The 23,431-nt window shown below is 48.9% G+C and carries 29 protein-coding genes; 8 read left to right on the top strand and 21 right to left on the bottom strand.

Translation table 11 applies throughout. From position 1 onward, the window contains the following. Positions 1-76 precede the first annotated feature (76 nt). Positions 77-964 (top strand): tetratricopeptide repeat protein, encoded by an 888-nt coding sequence (locus tag ACN0S4_RS11725; RefSeq protein WP_417657862.1) that lies wholly within the window; start codon positions 77-79, stop codon positions 962-964. Between the two features lie 3 nt (positions 965-967). Here the strand turns inward: ACN0S4_RS11725 and ACN0S4_RS11720 are convergent, their stop codons facing one another. From ACN0S4_RS11720 to ACN0S4_RS11710, 3 genes are all read right to left on the bottom strand, one after another. Beyond that, a complete protein-coding gene (locus tag ACN0S4_RS11720; RefSeq protein ID WP_417657861.1) occupies positions 968-1,144 on the bottom strand; it encodes a DUF1328 domain-containing protein in 177 nt (58 codons plus the stop codon). A gap of 63 nt (positions 1,145-1,207) precedes the next feature. Further along, on the bottom strand, positions 1,208-1,660 hold the full coding sequence (locus ACN0S4_RS11715) for a YaiI/YqxD family protein (RefSeq protein WP_417657860.1): 453 nt from the start codon (positions 1,658-1,660) through the stop codon (positions 1,208-1,210). Next, the gene (locus ACN0S4_RS11710) at positions 1,660-2,016 is read right to left on the bottom strand and encodes a hypothetical protein (RefSeq protein WP_417657859.1); all 357 of its coding nucleotides are present in this window, start codon (positions 2,014-2,016) and stop codon (positions 1,660-1,662) included. The genes ACN0S4_RS11715 and ACN0S4_RS11710 overlap by 1 nt, the downstream gene beginning before the upstream one ends. 67 nt (positions 2,017-2,083) lie before the next feature. Between ACN0S4_RS11710 and yjjG the strand changes: the two genes are divergently transcribed. Together yjjG and ACN0S4_RS11700 are read left to right on the top strand one after the other, a co-directional pair. Then, positions 2,084-2,782, top strand: a complete 699-nt coding sequence (gene yjjG, locus ACN0S4_RS11705) for a pyrimidine 5'-nucleotidase (protein WP_417657858.1) — start codon at positions 2,084-2,086, stop codon at positions 2,780-2,782. After that, positions 2,779-3,495, top strand: coding sequence for an SGNH/GDSL hydrolase family protein (locus ACN0S4_RS11700; RefSeq protein ID WP_417657857.1), 717 nt, complete (start codon positions 2,779-2,781; stop codon positions 3,493-3,495). The genes yjjG and ACN0S4_RS11700 overlap by 4 nt, the downstream gene beginning before the upstream one ends. 3 nt (positions 3,496-3,498) lie before the next feature. On the opposite strand, the gene ACN0S4_RS11695 is transcribed toward ACN0S4_RS11700, so the two are convergent. After that, a complete protein-coding gene (locus tag ACN0S4_RS11695) occupies positions 3,499-4,173 on the bottom strand; it encodes a gamma-glutamyl-gamma-aminobutyrate hydrolase family protein (protein ID WP_417657856.1) in 675 nt (224 codons plus the stop codon). Further along, positions 4,155-5,111, bottom strand: a complete 957-nt coding sequence (locus ACN0S4_RS11690; protein WP_417657855.1) for an amidoligase family protein — start codon at positions 5,109-5,111, stop codon at positions 4,155-4,157. The genes ACN0S4_RS11695 and ACN0S4_RS11690 overlap by 19 nt, the downstream gene beginning before the upstream one ends. Before the next feature lie 158 nt (positions 5,112-5,269). Between ACN0S4_RS11690 and ACN0S4_RS11685 the strand changes: the two genes are divergently transcribed. Continuing rightward, positions 5,270-8,005 (top strand): ATP-binding protein, encoded by a 2,736-nt coding sequence (locus ACN0S4_RS11685; protein ID WP_417657854.1) that lies wholly within the window; start codon positions 5,270-5,272, stop codon positions 8,003-8,005. Continuing rightward, complete coding sequence (locus ACN0S4_RS11680; RefSeq protein ID WP_417657853.1) at positions 8,002-10,137, top strand: EAL domain-containing protein; 2,136 nt, start codon at positions 8,002-8,004, stop codon at positions 10,135-10,137. Before ACN0S4_RS11685 ends, ACN0S4_RS11680 begins: the two co-directional genes overlap by 4 nt. Here ACN0S4_RS11680 and ACN0S4_RS11675 read toward each other — a convergent pair. From ACN0S4_RS11675 to ACN0S4_RS11660, 4 genes are all read right to left on the bottom strand, one after another. Beyond that, complete coding sequence (locus ACN0S4_RS11675; protein ID WP_417657852.1) at positions 10,134-10,418, bottom strand: type II toxin-antitoxin system RelE/ParE family toxin; 285 nt, start codon at positions 10,416-10,418, stop codon at positions 10,134-10,136. The two genes, ACN0S4_RS11680 and ACN0S4_RS11675, sit on opposite strands and share 4 nt — an antisense overlap. Before the next feature lie 3 nt (positions 10,419-10,421). After that, on the bottom strand, positions 10,422-10,700 hold the full coding sequence (locus tag ACN0S4_RS11670; protein WP_417657851.1) for a damage-inducible protein J: 279 nt from the start codon (positions 10,698-10,700) through the stop codon (positions 10,422-10,424). Between the two features lie 95 nt (positions 10,701-10,795). Continuing rightward, positions 10,796-11,056 carry a hypothetical protein gene (locus ACN0S4_RS11665; RefSeq protein ID WP_417657850.1) on the bottom strand — a complete coding sequence of 87 codons (261 nt, stop codon included), beginning with the start codon at positions 11,054-11,056 and terminating at the stop codon, positions 10,796-10,798. Beyond that, on the bottom strand, positions 11,053-11,916 hold the full coding sequence (locus tag ACN0S4_RS11660) for an alpha/beta hydrolase (protein WP_417657849.1): 864 nt from the start codon (positions 11,914-11,916) through the stop codon (positions 11,053-11,055). Before ACN0S4_RS11660 ends, ACN0S4_RS11665 begins: the two co-directional genes overlap by 4 nt. A gap of 175 nt (positions 11,917-12,091) precedes the next feature. On the opposite strand from ACN0S4_RS11660, the gene ACN0S4_RS11655 reads away from it, so the two are divergent. From ACN0S4_RS11655 to ACN0S4_RS11645, 3 genes are read left to right on the top strand one after another with little or no spacing between them, the layout of a single operon-like run. Then, positions 12,092-12,508: a hypothetical protein gene (locus tag ACN0S4_RS11655; RefSeq protein ID WP_417657848.1), complete on the top strand. Its 417-nt coding sequence runs from the start codon at positions 12,092-12,094 to the stop codon at positions 12,506-12,508. Further along, positions 12,505-12,726, top strand: a complete 222-nt coding sequence (locus ACN0S4_RS11650; RefSeq protein ID WP_417657847.1) for a helix-turn-helix transcriptional regulator — start codon at positions 12,505-12,507, stop codon at positions 12,724-12,726. The genes ACN0S4_RS11655 and ACN0S4_RS11650 overlap by 4 nt, the downstream gene beginning before the upstream one ends. A 4-nt stretch (positions 12,727-12,730) precedes the next feature. Continuing rightward, positions 12,731-12,922, top strand: a complete 192-nt coding sequence (locus ACN0S4_RS11645; RefSeq protein ID WP_417657846.1) for a hypothetical protein — start codon at positions 12,731-12,733, stop codon at positions 12,920-12,922. Here the strand turns inward: ACN0S4_RS11645 and ACN0S4_RS11640 are convergent, their stop codons facing one another. From ACN0S4_RS11640 to pilM, 12 genes are all read right to left on the bottom strand, one after another. Continuing rightward, entirely contained in the window at positions 12,923-14,107 is a 1,185-nt protein-coding gene (locus tag ACN0S4_RS11640; protein WP_417657845.1) for an NAD(P)/FAD-dependent oxidoreductase, read from the bottom strand. After that, the gene (locus ACN0S4_RS11635) at positions 14,107-14,589 is read right to left on the bottom strand and encodes a peroxiredoxin (protein ID WP_417657844.1); all 483 of its coding nucleotides are present in this window, start codon (positions 14,587-14,589) and stop codon (positions 14,107-14,109) included. The genes ACN0S4_RS11640 and ACN0S4_RS11635 overlap by 1 nt, the downstream gene beginning before the upstream one ends. 23 nt (positions 14,590-14,612) lie before the next feature. Next, positions 14,613-15,329 (bottom strand): class I SAM-dependent methyltransferase, encoded by a 717-nt coding sequence (locus tag ACN0S4_RS11630; protein ID WP_417657843.1) that lies wholly within the window; start codon positions 15,327-15,329, stop codon positions 14,613-14,615. Beyond that, the gene (locus ACN0S4_RS11625; protein WP_417657842.1) at positions 15,277-15,744 is read right to left on the bottom strand and encodes a GNAT family N-acetyltransferase; all 468 of its coding nucleotides are present in this window, start codon (positions 15,742-15,744) and stop codon (positions 15,277-15,279) included. The genes ACN0S4_RS11630 and ACN0S4_RS11625 overlap by 53 nt, the downstream gene beginning before the upstream one ends. Further along, positions 15,744-16,619, bottom strand: coding sequence for a Dam family site-specific DNA-(adenine-N6)-methyltransferase (locus ACN0S4_RS11620; protein WP_417657841.1), 876 nt, complete (start codon positions 16,617-16,619; stop codon positions 15,744-15,746). Before ACN0S4_RS11620 ends, ACN0S4_RS11625 begins: the two co-directional genes overlap by 1 nt. Before the next feature lie 9 nt (positions 16,620-16,628). Next, complete coding sequence (aroB, locus tag ACN0S4_RS11615; protein WP_417657840.1) at positions 16,629-17,747, bottom strand: 3-dehydroquinate synthase; 1,119 nt, start codon at positions 17,745-17,747, stop codon at positions 16,629-16,631. A gap of 31 nt (positions 17,748-17,778) precedes the next feature. Continuing rightward, the gene (gene aroK / locus ACN0S4_RS11610; protein WP_169931582.1) at positions 17,779-18,297 is read right to left on the bottom strand and encodes a shikimate kinase AroK; all 519 of its coding nucleotides are present in this window, start codon (positions 18,295-18,297) and stop codon (positions 17,779-17,781) included. A 124-nt stretch (positions 18,298-18,421) separates the two neighbouring features. Beyond that, positions 18,422-20,482, bottom strand: a complete 2,061-nt coding sequence (locus ACN0S4_RS11605; protein ID WP_417657839.1) for a type IV pilus secretin PilQ — start codon at positions 20,480-20,482, stop codon at positions 18,422-18,424. Then, on the bottom strand, positions 20,479-21,021 hold the full coding sequence (locus tag ACN0S4_RS11600) for a pilus assembly protein PilP (protein WP_417657838.1): 543 nt from the start codon (positions 21,019-21,021) through the stop codon (positions 20,479-20,481). The genes ACN0S4_RS11605 and ACN0S4_RS11600 overlap by 4 nt, the downstream gene beginning before the upstream one ends. Then, positions 21,018-21,614, bottom strand: a complete 597-nt coding sequence (locus ACN0S4_RS11595) for a type 4a pilus biogenesis protein PilO (protein WP_417657837.1) — start codon at positions 21,612-21,614, stop codon at positions 21,018-21,020. Before ACN0S4_RS11595 ends, ACN0S4_RS11600 begins: the two co-directional genes overlap by 4 nt. Next, positions 21,611-22,189 (bottom strand): PilN domain-containing protein, encoded by a 579-nt coding sequence (locus tag ACN0S4_RS11590; RefSeq protein WP_417657836.1) that lies wholly within the window; start codon positions 22,187-22,189, stop codon positions 21,611-21,613. The genes ACN0S4_RS11595 and ACN0S4_RS11590 overlap by 4 nt, the downstream gene beginning before the upstream one ends. Continuing rightward, positions 22,177-23,247, bottom strand: a complete 1,071-nt coding sequence (gene pilM, locus ACN0S4_RS11585; protein ID WP_417657835.1) for a type IV pilus biogenesis protein PilM — start codon at positions 23,245-23,247, stop codon at positions 22,177-22,179. Before pilM ends, ACN0S4_RS11590 begins: the two co-directional genes overlap by 13 nt. Between the last annotated feature and the right edge of the window lie 184 nt (positions 23,248-23,431).

Below are 23,431 nucleotides of genomic sequence, written 5' to 3'. Positions count from 1 at the left end.
TTGTCACTCGTTGCAGAACTAATTACAAACTAAGCTGGTCTGTATTCTCAATCAAGATCAGATATGGATAGTCGTTATGCGTTTAGTTGTCTTGTTATTAGCCACTATACTGGCTCTGCCCGCAGTTGCCAGCACTCCACCAGTATTGCCACCACTCAATGAGTTAATGGCAGGCGGGCTCGATGATGCCGAAGAGTTTATCGATGACTTCGTAAAGGAGCATCCCGATCATGCTCAGGCGCATTTTATGCGCGGTGCGATTATGGGTATGCAAGCCTCTGACAGCATATTCTCGGCACTCGGCTATGCCAAGAAATCACTGAGTAGTTTTCAACGTGCGGTCGAACTGGAACCAACCTCAGTGGAATATCGCCAAGGTTTGATCAGCTTCTATATGGCCGCACCAGGCATTGCCGGTGGTGATATGGAATTGGCTTGGCAACACATTGAAGCCATGCGTGAGTTTGATAGTAAAGCGGCACTACAAATGGAGTTGGCTTATTGGCAAGTTGAGGAAGATGACGCGAAGTTCCAGGCGACATTGCAGCGCGGCCTCGAGGAATTTGCTGAACATCCTGATTTCCATTTTCGCGCTGGCTTAATTGCTCAAGAGCAGAAAAGCTTTGATCAAGCCTACGCACATTTCGATACCTGTTTAACTACCGAGATTGAAAGTGAAGCAGCAACAAGTATTGAACTGAATTGTTTGTACCAAATAGGACGCACGGCGCTGTTCAGTGAACAGCGAGTGGCCGACGGCATTCGTGCACTTGAAGACTATCAACAACGAGACTTGACGGACAACGTGCCTGGAAAAGAGTGGGCGCAAGCTCGACTGGCGGCACTATACTTGCTGGCTGACCGCAAAAGTGAAGCGCAGCAACTGGTTCAAGTTATTGATGCAGGTGAAGATGAGAATCTCGCTGAGGAGCTTAAGTCGCTCCGTCAGCGAGTGAATCGTTAACCGCTAAGCTCGAGGCCCTTTGCCTCGCAATGCTCCTGAAACCAGAGAAATGAGCAACAAGATAATAAAGATGTAAAAGATAATTTTGGCGATGCCGGCAGCCGTGCCGGCAATCCCACCAAATCCGAGTACGCCAGCAATCAGTGCTACGACTAAAAAGATAAGTGCCCAACGTAACATAACCTTTCTCCTTGTCTTAAATTCAACTTAATTAAAGACCAAGAATTGCAATAAATCAAAAACTTACGATTTCTTTACTTGAGCGAGAAGTGCGTCGAGGTGGTTGGCGAATTGCATTCTGTCACGTTGATTTAAAGGTGGGGGACCGCCGCTTTGTACGCCACTAGCCCGCATCGTATCCATGAAATCGCGGACGTTGAGTCGAGCACCAATGGTGTCTTTGGTATAGCGTTCACCGCGCGGGCTGAGCGCATGAGCGCCCTTTTTCAGAACATCGGCGGCTAATGGAATATCACTGGTAATGACCAAATCGCCCGCTTGGCAACGCTCAACAATTTCGTTGTCGGCAACGTCAAAGCCGCTAGTGACCGTCAGTGTATGAATATAAGGCGATGGCGGCACCCGCAATGGTTGGTTAGCGACCAAAGTGAGATGCAATTGTTTGCGCTCTGCAGCGCGATACAAAATATCTTTGATAACCGTTGGACAGGCGTCCGCATCGACCCATATATGCATTAAAGCTTGGCTCTTTTCACATTCAGAGCAATAGCTAAGTCACCAATTGAGACGGTAGCTGTTTCATCCAGCTTCGCAACCACGACTGGTGCCATTTCACCATACACACTGTCTAATGCGGAGGTGATTTTTACGGTGTTATCAGCTTGCTCGTCGACTGTAAGTTTTAGTGTAAAAGCGCGTGTACCGTTAATAGAAATTTCGCCTGTTTTCCCTTCTTCCAACATAATTGAGGGCTCGGCAAAGAGCTCGTTTTGATGCGTTAATTTCACATCTAACGTGAAGAGTTGTGCGGGCTCAGCGGCTGCGTTGCTAATGCCAAACAAACCCACTAAAGCAATCAATAAGTGTTTCATGAACTAGTCCTTGTAGAGTAGCGAACAAGTTCATAAGCTAGCGGAATACTCATTAAATGGCAAAGCAATGATTGCGAATTACGACTGGCTTCTTTTTGATGCTGACGACACGCTGTTTCACTTTGATGCGTTTGCGGGTTTACGCAAAATGTTTCAAGGGTATGCGGTTGATTTCACGCGCGCGGATTACGATACCTATCAGCAGCTGAACAAGCCGCTGTGGGATGCCTATCAAGCTGCGACTATTGATGCGTACACATTACAAACACGTCGTTTCGATGCGTGGGCGGAGCGATTACAGGTCAGTTCCGAGCAACTCAACAGTCGGTTCTTGCAAACGATGGCTGACATTTGTGAGCCGCTCCCCGGCGCCAAAGAACTGGTGCATGCTATTAAGCCGCATGTGAATATCGGCATCATCACTAATGGTTTTACTGAACTGCAACACGTTCGCCTCGAGCGAACCGGATTTGATGCTTGGGTAGATGTCTTAGTGATCTCGGAAGAAGTCGGTATTGCGAAGCCTCACATTGATATTTTTGAGCATGCGTTTGCTCAAATGGAGCAACCACCACGGGACCGTATTTTAATGGTGGGTGATAATCCGCATTCCGATATCCAAGGCGGCATGAATGCTGGTATCCACACCTGTTGGCTCAACCATCATGGTTTGCCGTGTCCCGTCGGCATTGAGCCGCACTTTGAAGTCTCCAATTTAGCAGATCTCAAGCAGTTGTTGTTTGCCGCAGAGGCTAATCAAGTATGACTTGGTTAGCGAAACTGGCAATGATTCCGCTGGCGCCTTGGCTCATTCGGCAGGGCAATCGTGCGCGTCGTAATACCGTTCGATTGCCTGAAGCGAAAGGCGAGCGTCACAAAGATATCGAAAACAGTGAGCTAAGCTTACTAGTGCTCGGTGATTCCGCCGCAGCGGGCGTTGGTTGTGCGACACAATCTGACGCGATAACAGGGCAGCTCGTTCATCAGTTGCAGTCTCGAGGTGCCGTTCGCTGGCGCTTGATAGCGCAAAGCAGTCTGACGTGTGCTGGTGTTCACGAACTACTGAATCAGTATCCAGCGGAGACGTTTGATGCAGTATTGGTATCCGTCGGTGTCAATGACGTGACGCGGCGAACACCTATTGCGCAGTGGCGTTGGGATTTGGAAGCATTGACCCAGACATTAGTCGAGCGGCATCAAGCAAAGCTTATTCTGTTTACTGCTGTGCCACCGATGCATAAATTTACCGCTTTACCGCAGCCTCTGCGCTGGTTTGTCGGCCAACAAGCGAGTGACCTGAATCGGGTATTAGCGCAACATTGCCAAGATTTCAGTCATTGTGAACTACTGCATTTTGATGTTCCGTTTCACCCGCGTTATCTAGCCAGCGATGGTTATCATCCCTCTGTCGAGGCATGCACTCTTTGGGCTGCCGCTGCAGCGAGTGCCATTTTGAAGTCACCCAAGCTCCAGCAGTAAAGTCTAAAGTTCCCGCCGAGCACAACGCACAAGCCAGCGGAAAAGCCGTAACTGAGCTGGCACATAGAACAGATATTCTGGATGCCACTGTACCCCGATAATTGCTTCATCGTGCTCGCATTCAATGGCTTGAGGGATTTTATCTAGATCGGTTGCGACGATGGCGAGACCACGACCAGTATCACGCACCGCCTGATGGTGCAGACTGTTTACCCGTAATTTTGTTTTGCCGACAATTTCTGCCAATTGTGAGTTTGGCGTCACAAAAACTTGCTTGGTGGGCAGCAAGCCCGGGCGATTGTATGTCAGCGAGCGGAGGTCACGAATATCTTGATGTAGATTGCCGCCGCGCACTACGTTGATCAACTGAGCACCACGGCAAATACCGAGCAAGGGGATCTGTTCTTTTAGGGAGTGGCGGATCCAACGCATTTCCAGTTCATCACGGTCGGGATCATGTTTCACCGGTGCGGTGATCTCACCACCATAGTGTTCTGGGGAAATATCACTACCACCGCTAATCACCATGGCTGCAAATGCAATGGATGCAGGGGGTTGATGTCGCACGCTAATTCGCACCGGACGTCCACCGACTAACCAAATGGCAAGCCGCAAACACCACCAACTCGGAGACCAGCGTTTGCCGGCTCCCGTCACACCTATATTCGGTCGTGCCATGCTTGTATTACCTTCACCCAGTCACTGCGGTTCACACCGAGTAACGGACGATGGGCATCAAGAAACTGCTCTGCCAGCTCATCAAGACTCTCTGCATCATTCGCCAAGCGTTCCACCACACACCAAAGATTCCACTCTTTGGCCAACGACCAATCGGAGGTCGCGATGCGGCAATCTGGTAGGCGGTAATGAAAAGTTGGGCGCGCATTCACCTTGTCATCATCAATAGCAGCGCGCACGCGCTCTTCATCTAAATGCATAAAGGCTGGCAGCATATCCAGCGCTCGATTTCGACTTGGGTTCGCGATGAGGTAGTCGTCAATCACTTGTGCCAGCTCAGGTTCACTTTGTTTGATAATACGGCGGACATAGTCTTCCGGATATAAATCAATGTAAGGGCTGAGCTTGCGCGTATTATTGACGTGGTGTGCTTCCACCAACCACCACTGCAACAAGCCGAAAGCTTGTAAATAGGCATGGATTGCGTCTGTGGACGGATATTCAACATTAATGTGTGTTCCGTAGGCTGCCATCATGGACTCACGCGTGCCTTTAGCTCCTGCTTTGCGGAGTGTATTCACCAATGTATCTAATTGTTCGAGTGCATCGATAGCAATCGGTGGGCAAACAATTTCGATGGGCACCACGGTTGTTGCAGCATCACTGATGGAGCTCCATAGCGACTCTAATTCAGTGTCTTTGGCATCTGCAGCATGGCGTTGTAAGTAGCCCCAATCAATTTCTACGCGAAAACTACCAAGCTCGGCATGGTGAAGTTCAGCCATGGCGGTGTTTGACGCCCGCTCGTCCAGGTCGAAAGTCTGCTTCATAACTTCAACAGTTCGATTTAGGTCCAACCCAGCAAACTCCAGTTCAAACCCGACTGTACGAGTTTTTCCCTGCGCGTTCTTCAACTGTTGTGGCTTTTGGTACGACATGGACAAACTCCGGTTAAGGGATGCCTACAGCTTAACAGATTATGATTAGAAATATTTTCACGCTGCTGGCTATTATTTAGTCAGATTCGAATTATACTTCAATTACCTATCTGCTACGTGAAGGCCTCACGTTGCCTATGTTGATATCGATTGAATCTATGCGTATCAGTTTGCCGCGGTTGCTTATTGTTGCCGTGATTTTTCTGTTGGTAGTAGAAATTTGGATTCAATACACCTATGGCCTGAAGAAGAATGATGAGGCCCTGCAGTCTTATTCGGCAACACTCACTGATTTACAGTCTCGGCAAGTCTCTGACCGAATCGCCGATCTTACCGCTACTTACGAAAGTATGTTGGCGCTTACTCTCCTTGAACTCGATGAAATCCCGAGAGATGGCGACTGGAAAAGTCTTTATGCGGAGTATTTTTTAGATGTGATTCGTTCGAATCCACGTCTCAATGGTATTTTTTTTGGTACTGAAGATAACGCCTTACTTGGGTATGTCAGGCTTGATGACGAGCGTTTTGATTTAATGGAAGTGCGCAGTGAAGACCCCACTCAAACCATAAATTTTTGGGAATTAGACAGCGAGGATGAGCGGGTACGCACCAGAGTCAGTAGTGAGGGTTTTGTAGTCGCACAGCGGTCTTGGTTTGAACAAACTCAAGAACCACTTCGCCTGTATTGGAACGACCCATTCCCCTATTACGCCTACAATGTCATTGCGTTGCCGTTGAACGTCCGCTTGCCTGATCAGTGGTTTAATCAAAAGGTCGTCATCTCATTAAACCTCTACAATACGCAACTGCAACAGGAGCTCGCGAGGTTAGTCGCGGCTTTTCCGGGAGAGGGTATTTTACTCGACCAGAATCGGCAACTGGTCACCGCGTCGAATACGGAGCTCACCACCTTTTGCCAGCAGACCGAGCAGCCATGCTTGACGACGAACAGCGACGGCCAAACCGACATTCAAATTGCCGAGCAACACTATCAAATGACGGTAACGCCGATTGCACTGGATGCAACTACAAATTGGTATTTTGTCGCGCTCATCGATACGTCGCAAACGCTCGAACCCATGCGGCAAGCTTTGCGAGCAAATGCGTTGCTGAGTGCTCTAATTGCCGCACTTGGCGTTCTAGCCTTTTATCTGATTGCTCGTTCAGTGGTACGCCCGCTGTCGACTATGGCAGAAGAAATGGATGCGGCAAGTCGCCAAGCAGAGCTCAGACACATCGATATTCAAGCCCTGCCGCACGGGCGTTTAGTGCCATCAGAAGTTACCACCCTAAAAACAGCGTTTAAACGCTTTGTTGGTGCAATTAATACTGCTTTTGATGAACAGCAGGCAATGAATACCGAATTGCAGATTTGGAAAGAGATCTTCGATAAGGCGAAAATTGGCATCGCGTTATCGGGGCAAACTGACCCGACCATTATGCGTTCCAATCCTTACTTTGCGAACTTGCTTGGTCGAACCCAAGAGGAATTAATAGGCACTAAGGTTAAAGATTATCTCGACCCACCGACCCAAAAGAAACTGATCGATGTGGTTGAGCGTGTTAACCGAGGTGAAACGGTCAACTATTCCGGCAATATGCTCCACAGTGCAGGCCACGAAGTTCCAGTTATCGTGACGGTCAGCGCAGTGCTCAACGATGAGGGGGATATTGCTTATCGTATTGCAATGATCCTCGATAGAACTGAGATAGAAGATCTTTACCGGCAACTTCAGCAAACCCAAAGACTCCGTTCATTGGGCATTCTGACCAGCGGTGTTGTGCATGACTTTAATAATTTGCTCAGTGGCATCATCTTGAATGCTGAGTTGCTTGAGACTCGGGTGAAACGTATTGACGATATTCATCAGCGCCAACAATTAACCGTTACGTTACAACAAATTGAAGAGGCCGCTACCCACGCCGGGCAGTTAGTGAAGCAAATTTTATTGTTCTCCCGAGAAGAAAATGATGAGGCGGTTCCAGTCGATATCGCACGCGTGATACAAGATTCCATGGTTTTAGTTTCTGTGGGGCAAGCACCGAATTCAGTGCGACTGCTTCGAGCTGACCCCGACGTATGGGTGCTCGGGAACCGCTCTCAGTTACAACAGTTGATAATGAATTTGCTGAGTAACGCACTAAAGGCAAACCAGCGGATTCAAAGTAATCGGCCGGTCGAAGTGAGTATTGAACAGGGGTATTTTAAACGAGCGCCTGATCAGTCGTGCGCCGTGATCCGAGTGCGTGACCATGGCGATGGTATTGCTGCGGCGTTGCGCGGCAAAGTGTTTGAGCCTTTTGTCGCGAAAGATACCCGTGGCATTGGCTTGGGCTTAGCCATAGTTAAGCGCATTGTGGAGTTGCATGAGGGCGAAATTGATTTTGATTCTGCGCAAACGCACGCTGCCAATGTATCGGGTACAGAGTTTATCGTTCGGCTTCCCTTAGCTAGCCCCCGCAATTATGAACCTAGTGCTAGTGTGGTTATCGACGCATCAGTAGCTCGCGGTGATATCGTGGTGGTTGATGATGACCCAACCTTAATGCGGGCGTTAACCCAATTGCTCAACTCGCGCGGCTGGTCTGCAACAGCCTTCAGCTCAGCAGATAGTGCTTATTCATTTCTTGAGCAAAACGCAGAACGTGTGCATTATTTAATCACTGACTTAGTCATGAAAGGTCAATCAGGCCATGATTTAACGCTCGCTGCGAAGCGATTAAATCGCAATCTCAAAGTCATTTTAATGACGGGTTACTTGGAAGAGCACGAACGGACTCAATTACTCGCCGATGGTGTCGATCACATCATCTTAAAACCGGTTCAATTGCAAAGCATTCTGGATGCACTTGCAGCAGTTGCGCAACCGCAGTTAGAGAGAGATGACGAATGATCACAAGAATACTGGTAGTCGATGACGACAGAGCGATCAGTGAGAGTTTGCGTAGCCTGTTGGAATCGCACGATTATCAAGTGATGGCGCTAGCTTCCACCGTTGATTTTTCTGCAACGCTTGAGAGTTTTCAGCCTGATTTATTAGTGCTTGATTTGATTCTACCTGGCGCTGATGGTGTGACCGTGTTGGCGCAATTACAGGAGGAAGCTCCGCACTGCCGATTAATCTTAGTAAGCGGCGCCAGTGATCGCGTTTTGGCCACAGCGGCCACTGCAGCGCAAGAGCGAGGCATCCAGGTACTCGGGGCATTGACGAAACCATTTCGGATGGCACAATTGCTCGAACTGATTCACGCGGATCCATTACGAAGCCGTATCGAATCGCCTGCCATTGATAGCTCAATGCGACTCCCAGAAAGTGCTGAACTGTTGCGTGCGATGCAAGAGCATGAGCTGTCCTTTGCGTTACAGCCGCGAGTCCACGCATCGAGTAAGGTCGTGACCGGTTTCGAGGTGCTGGCGCGTTGGGAGCACCCGGTTCTTGGCAAAATTGCGCCTGACTATTTTATTCAATTGGCCGAAGAGCATGGGTATATTGGGCAACTGACGCAATATATCTTTGAACAGGCGTTGTCTTGGTTTACAGAATTTCGTAAGGAATCAAGCCAACTTATACCGGGAGTTGTTGATCTCGGTGACCTGCAGTTGTCGATGAACTTGTCGGCATTGTTGCTTGATGACGCCGAGTTTCCTGAATACATGCAAGATCTTTGCGAACGTTATGCAGTCAAACCCACGTCGATTGTGCTCGAGATTACCGAAACATCTGCGATGACCGAGCGCAGTGTCGGTTTAGAGGTGATTACCCGCTTACGGTTGTATGGGTTTCATCTCTCTATCGATGATTTTGGGACCGGGTACTCGTCGATGTTGCAGCTTGTCCGCCTACCTTTCACCGAAATTAAGATTGATAAATCGTTCGTCATGTCCGTAGGTGAGATGTCGGAATCACGCGAAGTGGTGCGTTCGATTATTGATTTAGCGCACAGTTTAGAGATGGTTACTGTTGCAGAAGGTGTTGAGGACGAGACGGCGATAGACTTCCTAAGTCGTTATGGTTGTGATGAATTTCAAGGTTATCATTTCAGTCGGCCAATGCCGGCAACGGAAGTCATTCCTTGGCTGCGTGACTATTATCAACAGTATGAGTCAGAACGATTGAAGTTGGTCAGCGAATCGAGCGCCTATGGCAGCGAGCCAGAGCGTCGATTTGATCAAATTGTGCAGTTAGCCGCTCGATTGTTTGGGATGCCGATAGTGGTGTTCTCTATAATCGATAATGACACCCAGTATTTTAAAGCGAAAGTCGGTCTGCAGACCAAACGCGTTGATCGTTCGATGTCATTTTGTGCGCACGTGATGGCTGCCACGGCACGTTTGGTCGTCGAAGATGCTCGACTGGATGACCGATTTAGTGATAACCCATTAGTCACGGGTGAACCGTTTTTACGGTTCTACGCTGGACAGGTCGTACATGGTCCGAGCGGGCATCGATTCGGTGCATTTTGTGTGTTTGACCGCAAACCACGGCCCGCAAGCGTAGTGAATGAGCGATTGCATGATGGCATCGTCAAGTTATTGGAAGCTGAGCTTCGTGTTGATAAAGAACCTATGATTGGTAAGCATCAAGATATTTTTACCGCACGTGGATTTGAGGAACGCATACAGCGCCACTTGGATTATTTCCATCCGTTCGGAATCCACAGTTGCTTCATCCTGATCAAAATCACCAATTACGATGAGCTCACTCGCGACTCTTCGGTAACCGAGCGTCTAGAGCTGGTCGGGCGAATTGGCCACAAGCTTTCACAGACACTGCGCAAGAGCGACATGATCGGCTACTTGGGACTGGATGAAATCGGCGTATTTATCATGAGTCCGGAGGAAAACTGTGAGTTGGTGGAACACCGCTTGCAAACCGAGGTAAATAAGCTGGTGGTACCAACCACAGATGGCGACCAGCGTTGTCGAATTTCCTGTGGCGCAAGCTGCACCAAAAGTGTCGGCAGCAGCTACAAAGACCTGCTTATTGCCAGTGAACGCAAACTATCCCGCCGCGCCCGCACCTAATTTTGTGAGTTTGGAAACTCTTGTTTCTGATGAAGAACTCGGAGGATGTGAACGGTCTGGCCGTTTAACCAATAGACGGCAATCAGAGATATTTCTGGGATAATGAGTAAACGACCCGGTAATTCCTCTCGCTTCACTCCCATTTCTGGATGAGTTTCCAGGTTTTCAATTCGCTGAACTAAGACTTGATCGGCTTGCTCGGCCGCTACAGGGTTATGCTCATATAAAAATGCATAAATGGTTTGACGGTCTTGAAGGGCATCCTGTTCCCAAACAATCATATTCTATCCTTGATCTTGTAGCTTTCTTTTAAAGGCATTCATCTGCTTGTTGGCCGATTCATGATCGATAAATGAGCTCTGTCCACTCTCGAGCTTAGCGAATGCGGCATTGACTTGAGTGGCAAGCCAGTGGTCATGAGACATCTCTTTACGTTGCTCATCGGCAAGCCGCTCCGCAAGCTCGCGACAAGCGTCGCTGAGCGTGCGACCTTGGTGTTCTGCACGAAGTTGAGCGAGACGTTTGGTTTCCTCATCGATTCGAAATTGAATGCGTGTTTCCATGGTGTATCCTCACAAATCAGTTGTCCGCACAAATGTTAGCACAAATTGCACGGAGCGAGGCAAGATAGTATTGCCCATGATGTTCGAGAGAACTTTTAAGGGCGTAAGTCACCATGCAAGAACTTCACTACAAAGACGACTTTGCCGTAGCGCTCAAACGACCATTTAATACAGTCATTTAAGGCTTTCATGACAGCATCATAGTCGCCAAACACCTGAGTGCTCAGGGTATTGGTGATGACTTTTACATCCTTGTGTTCGCTCAGGTGCTCGTTCAGTTTTTCGATAAACCCTTTAATCGGTTCAATATAGTCGTCGGCGAGTGGGTATTTGCTGATATCTAAGGTTAGTTTCATGAGTTCGGCTCTTCCGTAGTTACCTCTGAATTCGTTTCGCGGAACAACCATAACATGGCCTGCCGGTAGGTTTCGCCAATGGTCGCGGCATGAGTTCCATTGTCCATTTGCATGTGGTGAACCTGCCACGGAGTATTTTGCTGAGTAGACCAATATTGTGACCATTCTCGGGCAAAAGCTTGCCGTGCTTCGGTATCGCGAGTGCCGCTGGCGACCAAAACTTTTGACTGCTTACCCGCCGCTTGTTGAGGTTTCTCAAATAAGCGCTCTTTGCTTGGATAGCTGACCGGATTACTCGCGATACGCCCCCAAAATAAATCAGGCTCTTGAAGCGCCGAATATAAAACAAAATGGCCGCCGCGCGACTGGCCGACTAATACCCTCCGCTCAGAGTCAGCGCGATAAGTATTTTCAATTTTGGGCAGAAGTTCTGACCTGAGAAACTGAAGAAACTGAGGGGCTCGATTTTGTTCTGCTGGCAGGTCGGAAGTCGGTGCCGAAAAATCGAGACTTCGTTCATTCACCTCGCCAAAGCCACCATAGGCAATGCCAACCAAAATGGCTTCTGGTAAACCTTCATCATAAGTCAGGAATAAGTGAGTGGGCGCTAGCATTGGAAATAAACTATCACCGTCCAGTAAATACACCACTGGATAGCGCGCAGCGGAATCAGCGTTGTAACCCTCAGGAAGTCGAACAAAGATGTGATAGTCGCGACCAACGAATTCAGAATGCATCGGAAAATAATCACCTGCTAATGCCGGCAAATAATCGATGGGGGTCGCCTGACGTTGTGGTTCAGATGTGGCACAGCTCACCAAACTAGCGAGTAATAAAAAGGCTAAAAGTGCTTGTCGCATGAGCTGTCTTGTCCATATTCATAAATCCCTCATGAATTATGCCTCATTATCCTCAAGGGTGACTAGACCCAACCACAACCCATGTAATCTTTATAAGTCATTATGACAAGTAAACTTGACATCGATCGTTGCATCAGCTAAAAGTAAAGCACGCTTGACATAAACGAGGTGAAAAATGACAACGAATTCTAGTTCTGACTATTGTATGAATACGAAACGAAACACCAAACGCTTGGCGCTTTGGACATTTGTTTGGTTGCTGTCCATGGCGCTGGTGAATTTTGGACCGACGTTACTATGGGGTGACAATTCAACGCTGACTTGGGTCGCGGTAGTCGTCAATCTGCTCTTTGGATTGGTCATGATATGGGCGAACAAAGTGTATTTGATGAGCACCGACGAGTTACAGCAACGCATTCAGTTGCAAGCCATGGGAATCACGCTCGGGATTGGGTTGGTTGGTGGTCTGGCTTACGCCAACTTGGACACTACAAATTTAATCCCAGGCGACGCTGAAATTGCGCATTTGGTCATGCTAATGGGCTTTACTTACATCGTGGCGCTGATTGCGAGCGTAAGGCAGTACCAATGAAGAATCGACTCAAAGTATTACGCGCCGAACGTGACTGGACGCAGGCTGATCTAGCCGATCGATTGAGCGTCTCTCGACAGACCATCAATGCTATCGAAAAAGGCAAGTTTGACCCGAGTTTACCGCTCGCTTTTAAAGCAGCTCGACTTTTCAATTTACGTATCGAAGACATCTTCCAAGACGACGCCGACGATACGCCACTTAACAACAAGGACTAAAATCATGTTCAAGGCCATTAAAAAAGCGATACACCACAACCCCAAAGTCACATTAGCACTGGCGTTTGCGCTGACGATGCTCGCCATAAGCTGGCAAATTGGTAATCACCCAGCTAACGGTACAGTCATGATTATGCTGATCGGTCTCTACTTTATCGTCACCGGCTTTAGCAAAAAGCGTACTTGTGGTGAGTAACTACACGCTTTGGCCGCAGGCGTAGCCACTGCTCCAGGCCCATTGGAAATTGTAGCCGCCGAGCCAGCCGGTGACGTCGAGTACTTCGCCGATGAAAAATAAGCCGGGTTGTAGTTTGCTTTCCATAGTTTTGGAGCTGACTTGGTCGGTGTTGACGCCGCCAAGAGTGACTTCGGCAGTGCGATAGCCTTCGGTGCCGTTGGGTTTGATGCGCCATTGGTGTAGCGTCTCGGCTACTTCTGCTAAGAGTGTATTGTTGCAGTCGGCGAGCTTCTTATCAGGCCAGCCTTGTTGCTCGCACAGAGCTAATGCCAAACGCTTGGGGAACCACTCTTGGATCACGGTTCTTAAGCCCACACGCGGGCGCTGCTGGCGTAATTCGGTGAGATCAGCATAGGTATCAGCGGCTGGGCGCAAATTCACGCTCAGTGGCTCGCCTGGCAGCCAGTAAGATGAGATTTGCAGCATGGCCGGACCGGATAGCCCACGGTGTGTGAATAGCATGGCTTCTTTGAAGCTAGCGCGATCATTCTCGGCAACGACATCGACCGCTAAACCAGATAACTCCGCGTAATGCTCTTTGTCGGTGTCATGCAAGGTGAACGGCACTAAACCAGCGCGGACGGGAATAATATTGTGACCGAATTGTTCTGCGAGCTGATAGCCCAATGGCGTTGCGCCTAGCTTTGGCATTGATAAGCCGCCGCAAGCGACAACAAGTTTGTGAGCACTCACTAAGCCGGCAGATGTTTTGACCTGATAGCGACCGTCGCTAAATGCGACATCGAGCACTTCGGTGCGTAACTGAACGCGAGCGCCGGAAGCGTCACACTCATCCATTAGCATGCGCACAATGTCTTTCGCCGACTCATTACAAAAGAGCTGACCGAGCGTCTTTTCGTGGTAGGCAATGCCGTGCTTCTGCGCTAGCGCAATAAAATCCCATTGGGTATAGCGGCTGAGTGCAGATTTACAAAAGTGCGGATTCTGGGAGAGAAAATTCTCAGGGCTGGTGTACATATTGGTGAAATTGCAGCGGCCACCACCGGAAATCAGAATCTTTTTTCCAGCTTGCTTAGCATGGTCAATAACGACTACCGATCGACCACGCGCAGCCGCAGTGGCGGCGCAATGCAAACCTGCTGCGCCGGCACCAATAATTAATACATCAACCACACTCGACATTACTTTTTCAATGCTGCCAATACGTGTTCTGCGCCACTTACGCCAAAAGTACCATCGTCTTCAACGAAGAGTTCAGTAACAACTCCATCATGAATAATCATGGCGTAACGCTCGGCGCGTAAGCCGCCGAAGCTACCCGTATTTTTGGTTAGGCCTAACGCCTTGTGATACTCACCATCGCCATCTGCCAATAACATGACGCTATCGCCAACGTTGAGCTGCTTACCCCAAGCTTTCATCACGAAGGCATCATTCACAGATACACAAGCAATGCTCTGCACACCTGCATCTTTTAGCGCGCTGGCATGTTCAACATAGCCAGGTAAGTGCTTTTCAGAGCAGGTCGGTGTAAATGCGCCTGGTACCGCAAATAAAATATGGGTTCCTTGACCGAAAATCTCAGCAGGATTGAATTGTTGCAGGCCGAGCTCACCCAGAGCGGTCAGCGTACCTGCTGGTAAACGTTCTTGTTGCTTAATCATCTTCTCAAACTCCTTGTCGCCACTTACATGGCTGGTGTTGTTGTCGTCAGATAAACATCGAAACGATGTTTCTTACTGATAATTTGGTGGGTGGGTTTACGGCCACCCAAAAAGTCGGCATGTTGCGGTCGTTTCACAACCACGCGTTGTGTTGCCAGCGCCAGTGCAGGTTCGAGCAATGCATCGGCATCGTGGTCGGTACCAACGAGTTGTTGAAACATTTGCATGTCTTTTTTCACAGCGGCTCGTTGCACTTTGTCACCCTTTGGATACATGGGGTCTAAATACACTACAGCAAAGGGTTGAGCCGGCTTAAAGTTTGCGGCGAAGCAATCGCTACCGGCAAAGTACAGCCGTTGGGCAAGGTCTGGATCACACTGGGTTAGACGTTCGAGTGCGTCCTGAAGCAAAGCGGCAACCTCTGGCTGTCGTTCGTTTAGGCCAACGGTTGCACCGAGACTGGCTAATACCAACGCATCACGACCTAAACCAGCGGTGCCGTCGAGAATATGTGGTTGTTTGAGCTTGTGCATACCGCACGCACGGGCTATCGCTTCTTGTTTGATGCTTGCACGAGCTGCGCGGGCAGCATGTTCGCCATTACAAAAATCGATGCGCAGTGGCAGCATCTTTGGCTCTTTGAGCCAGCGCAAAGCCAATCCTTGCGATGTCGATTCTAGTTTGAACTCAGTGCTCATCAGCGTCCGTGCCAACTGCAGCGGGACGCTCCATATCGACATGGGGGATATCGTCCTCAAGATACTCAGCGCTAATCTCAACAAATCCGAAGCTACGGTAGAAGCGCTTTAAGTACACTTGCGCACCCAAGCGAATGGGCGCCTCAGGTGCACGTCCGGTGCATAAACCAATTGCCGCCTGCATGAGTTCTTGGCCAAGCCCCAAGCCACGTGCTCGAGCTGCGGTGATAACGCGGCCAATACGCGCGTACGGCTCTGCAGCGCTTGGCAAAAAGATACGTGCGTACGCAGTCATGCCGTGTTCGTCGGCGCTCCACAAATGCTGTGCATCCATGTCTTTGCCGTCGGCATCTAAATAGGGACAGGTTTGTTCGACCACGAACACTTCTTGGCGAAGCTTGAGTAGCTCATAAAGTTCGGCAAGGGAAAGCTCAGAAAATGTTTTGCAAGTCCACATTAGGGTGCCATCTTCTTCAATTTAGGTGTCATATCAATCACGTTCGAAACTGCATCCTGCGCCGGCTGATACAACGCCAATAGCTCACCGACTCGCTGCCGCCCATCGCCTTTCGGGCTAATGAATCGAGCCACCTGCAGGGTTTGTATTTGTGCACGATGATATAGCAACTGCGTCAGCTCAGTATCATGGTTACTAATCAACACGGGAATGCCACGCTTGTTCGCAGCATCTGCCGCACGGCGAGCGAGATCACTTTGCTGGTCGAGACTGAAGCCGCCGGTTGCATAGCTGGTGAAATTCGAGGTTGCGGTGAGCGGTGCATAGGGCGGATCGCAATAAATGACATCGCCACGTCGCGCGCGCCGAAACACCTTATCGAAACTCATACAGGTAAACGTAGCGCGCTGGGCCTTCTCAGCAAACACCTCAATTTCTTCATGCGGAAAGTAAGGCCGCTTGTATTGTCCGAATGGCACATTAAACAAGCCGGAACTGTTGTATCGACACAAACCGTTGTACCCATGCCGGTTCAGGTACAGGAACAACAGTGATCGCTCGTAGGGATCGGACGTGCGATTGAATTGTGTACGCATTGCATAATAGGCGCTGGCGCTGTTATTCCGTGCGGAAAAGTAGTCCATCGCGTCGGTAATAAAGGTCTGCGGCCGACGTTTGACAATCTTAAAGAGTTCAATCAAATCTGGGTTGACGTCGTTCAGTACGTAAGCCGGATAATCGGTATTTAGAAATACAGAGCCCGCACCAACAAACGGCTCTATCAGCTTGTTGCCGTCGGGCAATAATGCGCGAATCGGTTCAATGAGGCTGTATTTTCCGCCTGCCCATTTAAGGAAGGCGCGATTCTTTTTCATGATGAAGCCTTATTGAGGAGCGGTGCGTGCCAAAATAGCCTGGCTCACAGCATCCCAATCAGTGACCGTGCGCACTTCAGCGCGACCGATAGCTGTGGGTAGTATTAAACGTAACTTCCCTGCCTTCACCTTTTTATCACGTTGCATATATCCCTGCCACTGGCCGAGCGGCAATTCGGGTGCATAAATTGGCAACTCAAACTGCTCAAACAAGCGTTCGATACGCTCGACATCGGCTTGAGCAAATTCGCCCTGCTGCTGCATATATTGCGCAGCGATCAAGATGCCAGCGGCAACAGCTTCGCCGTGATACCAAGCCGTGTAATCGCCACTTGCGTGCGCCGCTGCCTCAATGGCATGTCCGAATGTATGACCCAGATTTAGCAGTGCTCGAATACCGTGTTCTTGCTCGTCTTCGGCAACAATCTCAGCTTTAATTTCGCAACTGCGGGCAATGGCGTAGGTAAGCGCCTCGGCATCACGTTGCAACAGTGCTTGCGCATTCGCTTCCAGCCAGTCGAAAAAGTCGGCGTCGTAAATAATTCCATATTTCACGACTTCGGCTAAACCGCAGGCAAAATCTCTGGGTGAGAGGGTCTCTAAACAGTTGGTATCGATGATAACGGCTTGGGGTTGATAGAATGCACCGATTAAGTTTTTGCCACCGGGATGATTTACCGCGGTTTTACCGCCGACAGAACTATCGACTTGTGCCAGCAGCGTGGTCGGAACTTGATAAAAATCGACACCGCGCTGGAATGTTGCGGCGACAAAACCAGCAAGATCACCCACAACACCGCCGCCGAGGGCAATAATGGCGCAGTCGCGATTGAAATTATGCTCGATGAGCGTGGTCATCACTTCAGTGAAACTTGCTAGGCTCTTTGCTTGCTCACCCACATTAATGGTGTGCACGAGAACAGTGCGGTCGGCGAGTTGCTGCTGAACCGTGTTCGCATACAGCGGACCCACATTGGTATCAGTGAGAATAAGAACTTGCTTGGGGAGTATTTGTGGAGCAATGAGATCGGTGAACGTTGTGAGCAAACCGGCACCGATATGGATGGAGTAGCTGCGCTCATGTTGCTGGGGCAAGCCGACGCGAACGTGGTGCTTCTGCAGACTCATGAGCGCCTCCTAGATTGGCGTTAAAACGTGATTATAAACCAACCTTCGCGATAATTTGATCAACCACGTACTTGGCACTTTGGTCATCAGTGCGCACTACAACGTCCGCGATTTCTTCGTATAACGCGTTCCGCGAATCAGCTAAAGTTTCCAGAACTTCGCGCGGATTATCGGCTTCAGCTATAAGTGGACGGCGCTTGTCACGCTGCGTGCGAGCTAATTGCTTTTCAATAGTGGTTTGCAGGTAGACAACAATGCCTCGCGCAGAAAGGCGGTTACGGCTTTCTTTGCTCAAAATGGAGCCACCACCCGTCGCCAGTACGATGCCGGTATTCTCGGTCAGCTCTTCGATGACTTTTTCTTCGCGCAGGCGAAACCCTTCTTCACCTTCCAATTCAAAGACCCACGCAATATCGGCGCCGGTACGACGTTCGATTTCAGCATCTGAGTCGAAAAATTCGAGGTGGAGTTCGCGGGCTAATTGCCTACCAATGGTACTTTTACCTGCCCCCATGGGGCCAACCAAAAAGATGTTACGTTTTTCAGCCATATCGTTGCTTTACATCACTTTTTTACTAGCTGTGACTCACGGAATCCGGAGTGTCTCAAGACCATCCTTAACCCAATCGAAAAAGAGGGCGGATTATCGCAAGTCACAACCATTTAAGCAAGGCTTACGGCATATCGTTAACAATTCTCGGCGTTACGAAAATCAGCAGCTCACGCTTCTCATTGATCTGACTTTCGCTCCGGAACAACACACCAACGTATGGAATGTCACCTAACAGTGGCACCTTGGTAATGTCGTTCAGAATCTGTTGTTGATAAATACCGCCTAAGACAATGGTCTCACCATTCTCGACCAATACTTGCGTCGTGATGGCTTGCGTATCAATAGATACAGCTGGACCGGTTGGAGTCGTGACTGTATCGCCACGGGTGTTTTGAGTGATGGTTAAGTCTAGAATCACTCGATTGTCCGGGGTGATTTGCGGAGTCACTTCAAGCCCTAGCACAGCTTTCTTGAAGCTAACCGAGGTAGCACCGGACGAGGCACTTTCGACATAAGGTATTTCTGTACCTTGTTCGATGTTCGCAGTTTTCTGATTTGCCGTTGTAATACGCGGACTCGCAATAATCTCACCTTTGTTTTCACGCTCTAACGCGGACAACTCAAGGTCTAGAATGCGACCGTCAGCTAACTTAGCAACTTGGAAGCCGAAGGTTGCCGCGGGGTTTGAAACCGGCAAGTTCACATTCAAGCTATTGGTAACATCAGTTCCTGTACCCCAAGGTAAGGCTTGACTGGTATCTACTTCAGGCTCGCTGAAGCCCCATTGAATACCTAGGTCATCGCTAATATTGTCGCGGACGGTGACCATTCGGGCTTCAATAATGACCTGCTTCACAGGAATATCGAGAATCTTCACCATGCTGCGCACTGCATCAATTTGCGGCTGCGTATCACGAACCAAGAGTGTATTGGTGCGGTCATCAACGGTTACGGCACCGCGACCGGTCAGTAGGTCGGAACTCTCCGTCCGTAAAATCGCGGCTATTTCGCTCGCTTTTGCGTAGTTAATTTGGATATAGGCGCTGGTTAAAGGAGCGAGCTCAGCAAGTGCTTGTGCTGCTTGCAGTTGTTGTTGTTCACGCTGCGCCAGTTCTGCTGCAGGTGCCACAATCAGAATATTACCGTCGATGCGTTTATCGAGTCCGTTGACACGTAAAATGGTTTCTAGCGCACGTTCCCACGGCACATTCTCAAGACGCAGAGTAATATTACCGCTGACCGATTCTGACGCGACTAGGTTGAGATCGTTTTCTTCTGCGAGTATCTGCAATAATTGACGTACAGGCACATCTTGGAAGTTTAACGATATCGGCTGGCTGCTCTGAATAAAGCTCGAGTCTTCGGCAAGCTCTTGTCCAACGGCGTTCAATGTCAGGGTTAGACGACCATCAATCTGTTCAAGCTGGTGCCGGAATTCTTGTTTACCGCGAATCGAGACTCTGGTGTTACGGCCATCACGGAATGTTTCAATGGCGGCGACAGGCGTCGCAAATTGGCCTACATCAAGCACGTATAGCAACTCTTCTGGTAACGCTGTATCAAATAGCACCAAGTCTAGGTTATTGCCAAAAGCCCGCGCTTCGTGTTCAACCTCTTCATTCACCAAAATGTGCAGTTCACCCGCATCACCATGTTTACGTGTGAAATAGATATCGGTTACCGAACGCTGATTGGAGCGTGCTTCACCACTAGTGCGGACTTCTGCTTGTGCTGCAGGCTCGGATACAAGCGCAGGCTCAGCTGCTGCTGTTTGACGCATTGGTGCAGCGTTATTGTCAGGAATATCTTTGGCAGCCACAAACACCAAAACCATCACATCTTTGGAGCGACTCATTAAATGTTCTAGTGGTTGCTTGGTATTTACTCGCAGCAACAAATCATTGCGCTGTTGAACCACCTCTACGCTGTCGAGCAGCGGGTGTGAGCCCACATTTAAACGGCCTGGTTGGATATCGGTCGAGGTACCGAGCAGCAGGAATTCATGCGTCAGCGGGTCTTTGCTCCGCTGGACCATCGGCGAATCAACTCGATCACTGAAAAAGGCTTCCAGATTAAAGCGTTCGGCGCCGAGAGGAATTTGTTCCACGCGAAGCAATTCATTGGCACCTGCGCTCAATGGCAACAGAGCGAGTAAAGCTATTATTTTGATGAGGTGCTTCATGAGTCGGAACTCCCTTGCGAATTCAGCAGTTGCAGAGTGGCATCACGGCGCTGCCAGCAACCGTCTCCGGTTGAAATCCACTCGCGTAGTAAAACTTGTTGCGGGGTGATTTGAATCACTTCACCGCGATTTAACCCAACGTAGTTACCACGTTCAACACGATAGAGGCGACCAGTATTGGATATTAGCAATGCACTGTAGACATTATTCGATGACTTGAGAGTGCCAGATAAGGTGAGCTGATCAAGTGCTAGTCCTTCGAGTTCACCTTGACGGCGGTTGAGGTCCGGTTGTGGACAATCACCCCCCACATTATCTATTGCGCGAGCTTGTACAGGCGCGGAAACAAAGGGATCACGCACATTACGACCAGTATAGGCTACGCGTTCCAGTTCCGGTAACTCTGGTGCTGGCTTGATAGGCGGTGCTGGCGTCCGTTGCACTTCCTCTGTGAAAGCTTCGAGATCGCTATGACTGCCGCCACTGCAAGCAGTTAAAATGCATAAACTAGATAATATTAGTAGTGATTTTGCTTTCATCGCTTCGCCCTCAACGTTTGCTGTTGATAGGTTTCAGCATTGATATTTAGCATCAAGGCATCGGTCATATCATCGTGACGTAGCGTAAAATCTTTGACACTGATAATGCGATGCAAGCCGGCAACTTGACCGACAAAATCACCAATTTGATGATATTCACCACGGAGTTCAATGCGCATCGGCAGCGCAGTATAAAACTCACGTTCAACCGGAGCCAACCACTCAATACGGTCAAAGTTCAGCCCGCTCTTGGTGCCAACTAGCGTGATATCGTCTAACAGTTTTGGCGTCTCATCAGTATTAGGTAGCATCGCCAGCAAAGTTTCGAGATCCGCATTCATAGTTTCTAATTGTTGTTGATACTTAGGCAGATTCACCGCGGTTTGGTACTTGGTGCGATAGTCCTCTTTAAGCTGTACTTCGCGAGCTTCATCCTTTTGATATGCAGCCCATTTATCAGCAATCACAAAATAATAACCACCGACAATGACTCCAATGCCGATAATGACTAGCACTGCCAAGCGAAATGGCCACGGCCAATATGGTAAGTCGTTGATATCTAATTCTTTGAAGTTTGGCATTTTCTGACTCATCGCTTCGCCCCCTCAGCTTCGGCTTCATTGGAGCGAATGCGCACAATCAGATTGAAGGCTGCAAAGTTAGAAGTTGATGCAGCGCCGGCACGATCGCTGACAACTTGGCGAATCTCGGGGTCTACTAAAATAGGTGAATCTTTTAGATTTCGCAAAAACTCAGAAACTCGGTTATTTGAGACGGTATTACCAGTAATGGTTAACGAGCGTCCGCGCTTTTCTATACTCGTGAGGAATACGCCATCGGGCGTACGCTCTGAGAATTCATTCAGAATCATGATCGCCGTATTGCGGTCTTCATGCAGAGATTTAATTAACTGCACTCGGTTCATAATCTGATCTTTCTGTTTATTAATATCTTGGATTTCCGCGATTTGTGCATCCAAAATTTGGATCTGACCAAATAGAAACGTATTTCTGCTCTGTTGCCGTTGTTGCATGTCGGCGATGACAAGAAATGCGATACCGACCACGACACTGGCAACCACAATGGCAATACCTGCATGAATGCCAAACTCTTTTTTGGCTCGCTGGCGCGCAATTTCACGCCACGGGAGGAGGTTTACGTGTGCCATGGTGTAAAGCTCCGTAGTGCGAGACCCACAGCTTCAACAAAGCGTGGACCATGGTCGTGTAAATGCTGCAGTTTTTCCGGCAGAGGGAAATGTTCAAACGGGTTCAGCGCAATTACGGGATAGCTGACCTGCTGATTCAACGATTCCAACACTACCGGTATCATGGCTCCAACATTCACCACTATTAAAGCTGCGAAGGTTTTATCGCTGGCGCTGCTTTGATACATCTGTACCCCGCGATTGGTCTGTGACCATAAATTCCCGAGGTAATCTTGAATAAACAAATCAGATAAGTCTTCGAGTTCGTTCGCTCGCAATTTCGCCAATAATTCACCATGCTCAACCCCACCATTTTGGTCGAGTGAGTTCAGCATGCTGACAATACCGCCACTTTGGAAGCGGTTAAACGAGACTTCACCTTGATTGAGAACGATGGTTTGTGTGGTGTGCATGCCAATATCAAGAACCAAAATCGGTAGCTTGCTACTCGCCACTTCCGGTTGCAAATGTGGGAGTAAGTAATTGCAGGCGCGCAGAATGGCCTGATTGTCCACGTCCATAATAGTGACGTTCAAACCGGCGTCTTCAAAAACTTGTACTCGAGTATCGACAGAAACCATTCGCGTTGCGGTCACTAAAACGCGTTGTTGACCTAATATAGTAGGATGTTCACCGAGACTTTCGAAGTCATAACGCACTTCGTTCAGCGGGAATGGTATGAGAGCCTCAGCCTCTGCTTCGATTTTTTCGGCAATAGCTTCATCGTCTAAATCAGCGCTGACGGCGATTTGTTTCGATATCGCTAAGTTACCAGATACTGCTGAGACGACATCTTTGGTTTTACCGGAGAGCTTTTTCTTGGCTTGCACAACTATCTTGGCAAGTTTCTCAATATCAACAATTTCGTCTTCGGTGATCACACTTTTCGGTAAGGCATGCTCAGCAACGCCGATGACCTGATAGGTATCTTCGTGCGGTAACAACTCCACAGCCTTGACTGCGTCTGTTGCGATGTCGATGCCAAGACCTGGTTTTTTCCCCAGACCAAACAGCCCCATAGCGCTCTCCCAAACTTTCAATTCGGCATTCTATTAAAATTGTACTATGCCGAACATCATATTACGCTTAAAGGTAAGCATAGTGCAAAGGTCTTTGCACGGTAAAAATAACGCTTATAGTTATTTTTTAATCTTTCTATAATAGTCCAAGTCTATTGGCAACGCTCAATTCGCCAAAAAATTC

The organism is Pseudidiomarina aestuarii, assembly GCF_048263735.1.
GTDB lineage: Bacteria > Pseudomonadota > Gammaproteobacteria > Enterobacterales > Alteromonadaceae > Pseudidiomarina > Pseudidiomarina aestuarii_B.
Note: the sequence above shows the minus strand (reverse complement) of the source record. Positions and strands in the feature narration are given on the sequence as shown.

Coding starts and splice junctions, on each gene's coding strand:
- ACN0S4_RS11600 (WP_417657838.1), bottom strand. CDS start 21,021: ATGAAAGCAAAATCACTACTAATATTATCTAGTTTATGCATTTTAACT.
- ACN0S4_RS11725 (WP_417657862.1), top strand. CDS start 77: ATGCGTTTAGTTGTCTTGTTATTAGCCACTATACTGGCTCTGCCCGCA.
- ACN0S4_RS11605 (WP_417657839.1), bottom strand. CDS start 20,482: ATGAAGCACCTCATCAAAATAATAGCTTTACTCGCTCTGTTGCCATTG.
- ACN0S4_RS11655 (WP_417657848.1), top strand. CDS start 12,092: ATGACAACGAATTCTAGTTCTGACTATTGTATGAATACGAAACGAAAC.
- ACN0S4_RS11645 (WP_417657846.1), top strand. CDS start 12,731: ATGTTCAAGGCCATTAAAAAAGCGATACACCACAACCCCAAAGTCACA.
- ACN0S4_RS11695 (WP_417657856.1), bottom strand. CDS start 4,173: ATGGCACGACCGAATATAGGTGTGACGGGAGCCGGCAAACGCTGGTCT.
- aroB (WP_417657840.1), bottom strand. CDS start 17,747: ATGAGTCTGCAGAAGCACCACGTTCGCGTCGGCTTGCCCCAGCAACAT.
- ACN0S4_RS11640 (WP_417657845.1), bottom strand. CDS start 14,107: ATGTCGAGTGTGGTTGATGTATTAATTATTGGTGCCGGCGCAGCAGGT.
- aroK (WP_169931582.1), bottom strand. CDS start 18,297: ATGGCTGAAAAACGTAACATCTTTTTGGTTGGCCCCATGGGGGCAGGT.
- ACN0S4_RS11660 (WP_417657849.1), bottom strand. CDS start 11,916: ATGCGACAAGCACTTTTAGCCTTTTTATTACTCGCTAGTTTGGTGAGC.
- ACN0S4_RS11595 (WP_417657837.1), bottom strand. CDS start 21,614: ATGAGTCAGAAAATGCCAAACTTCAAAGAATTAGATATCAACGACTTA.
- ACN0S4_RS11690 (WP_417657855.1), bottom strand. CDS start 5,111: ATGTCGTACCAAAAGCCACAACAGTTGAAGAACGCGCAGGGAAAAACT.
- ACN0S4_RS11620 (WP_417657841.1), bottom strand. CDS start 16,619: ATGAAAAAGAATCGCGCCTTCCTTAAATGGGCAGGCGGAAAATACAGC.
- ACN0S4_RS11700 (WP_417657857.1), top strand. CDS start 2,779: ATGACTTGGTTAGCGAAACTGGCAATGATTCCGCTGGCGCCTTGGCTC.
- ACN0S4_RS11680 (WP_417657853.1), top strand. CDS start 8,002: ATGATCACAAGAATACTGGTAGTCGATGACGACAGAGCGATCAGTGAG.
- pilM (WP_417657835.1), bottom strand. CDS start 23,247: ATGGGGCTGTTTGGTCTGGGGAAAAAACCAGGTCTTGGCATCGACATC.
- ACN0S4_RS11590 (WP_417657836.1), bottom strand. CDS start 22,189: ATGGCACACGTAAACCTCCTCCCGTGGCGTGAAATTGCGCGCCAGCGA.
- yjjG (WP_417657858.1), top strand. CDS start 2,084: ATGATTGCGAATTACGACTGGCTTCTTTTTGATGCTGACGACACGCTG.
- ACN0S4_RS11675 (WP_417657852.1), bottom strand. CDS start 10,418: ATGATTGTTTGGGAACAGGATGCCCTTCAAGACCGTCAAACCATTTAT.
- ACN0S4_RS11710 (WP_417657859.1), bottom strand. CDS start 2,016: ATGAAACACTTATTGATTGCTTTAGTGGGTTTGTTTGGCATTAGCAAC.
- ACN0S4_RS11720 (WP_417657861.1), bottom strand. CDS start 1,144: ATGTTACGTTGGGCACTTATCTTTTTAGTCGTAGCACTGATTGCTGGC.
- ACN0S4_RS11665 (WP_417657850.1), bottom strand. CDS start 11,056: ATGAAACTAACCTTAGATATCAGCAAATACCCACTCGCCGACGACTAT.
- ACN0S4_RS11625 (WP_417657842.1), bottom strand. CDS start 15,744: ATGTGGACTTGCAAAACATTTTCTGAGCTTTCCCTTGCCGAACTTTAT.
- ACN0S4_RS11635 (WP_417657844.1), bottom strand. CDS start 14,589: ATGATTAAGCAACAAGAACGTTTACCAGCAGGTACGCTGACCGCTCTG.
- ACN0S4_RS11715 (WP_417657860.1), bottom strand. CDS start 1,660: ATGCATATATGGGTCGATGCGGACGCCTGTCCAACGGTTATCAAAGAT.
- ACN0S4_RS11670 (WP_417657851.1), bottom strand. CDS start 10,700: ATGGAAACACGCATTCAATTTCGAATCGATGAGGAAACCAAACGTCTC.
- ACN0S4_RS11685 (WP_417657854.1), top strand. CDS start 5,270: ATGCGTATCAGTTTGCCGCGGTTGCTTATTGTTGCCGTGATTTTTCTG.
- ACN0S4_RS11650 (WP_417657847.1), top strand. CDS start 12,505: ATGAAGAATCGACTCAAAGTATTACGCGCCGAACGTGACTGGACGCAG.
- ACN0S4_RS11630 (WP_417657843.1), bottom strand. CDS start 15,329: ATGTCGATATGGAGCGTCCCGCTGCAGTTGGCACGGACGCTGATGAGC.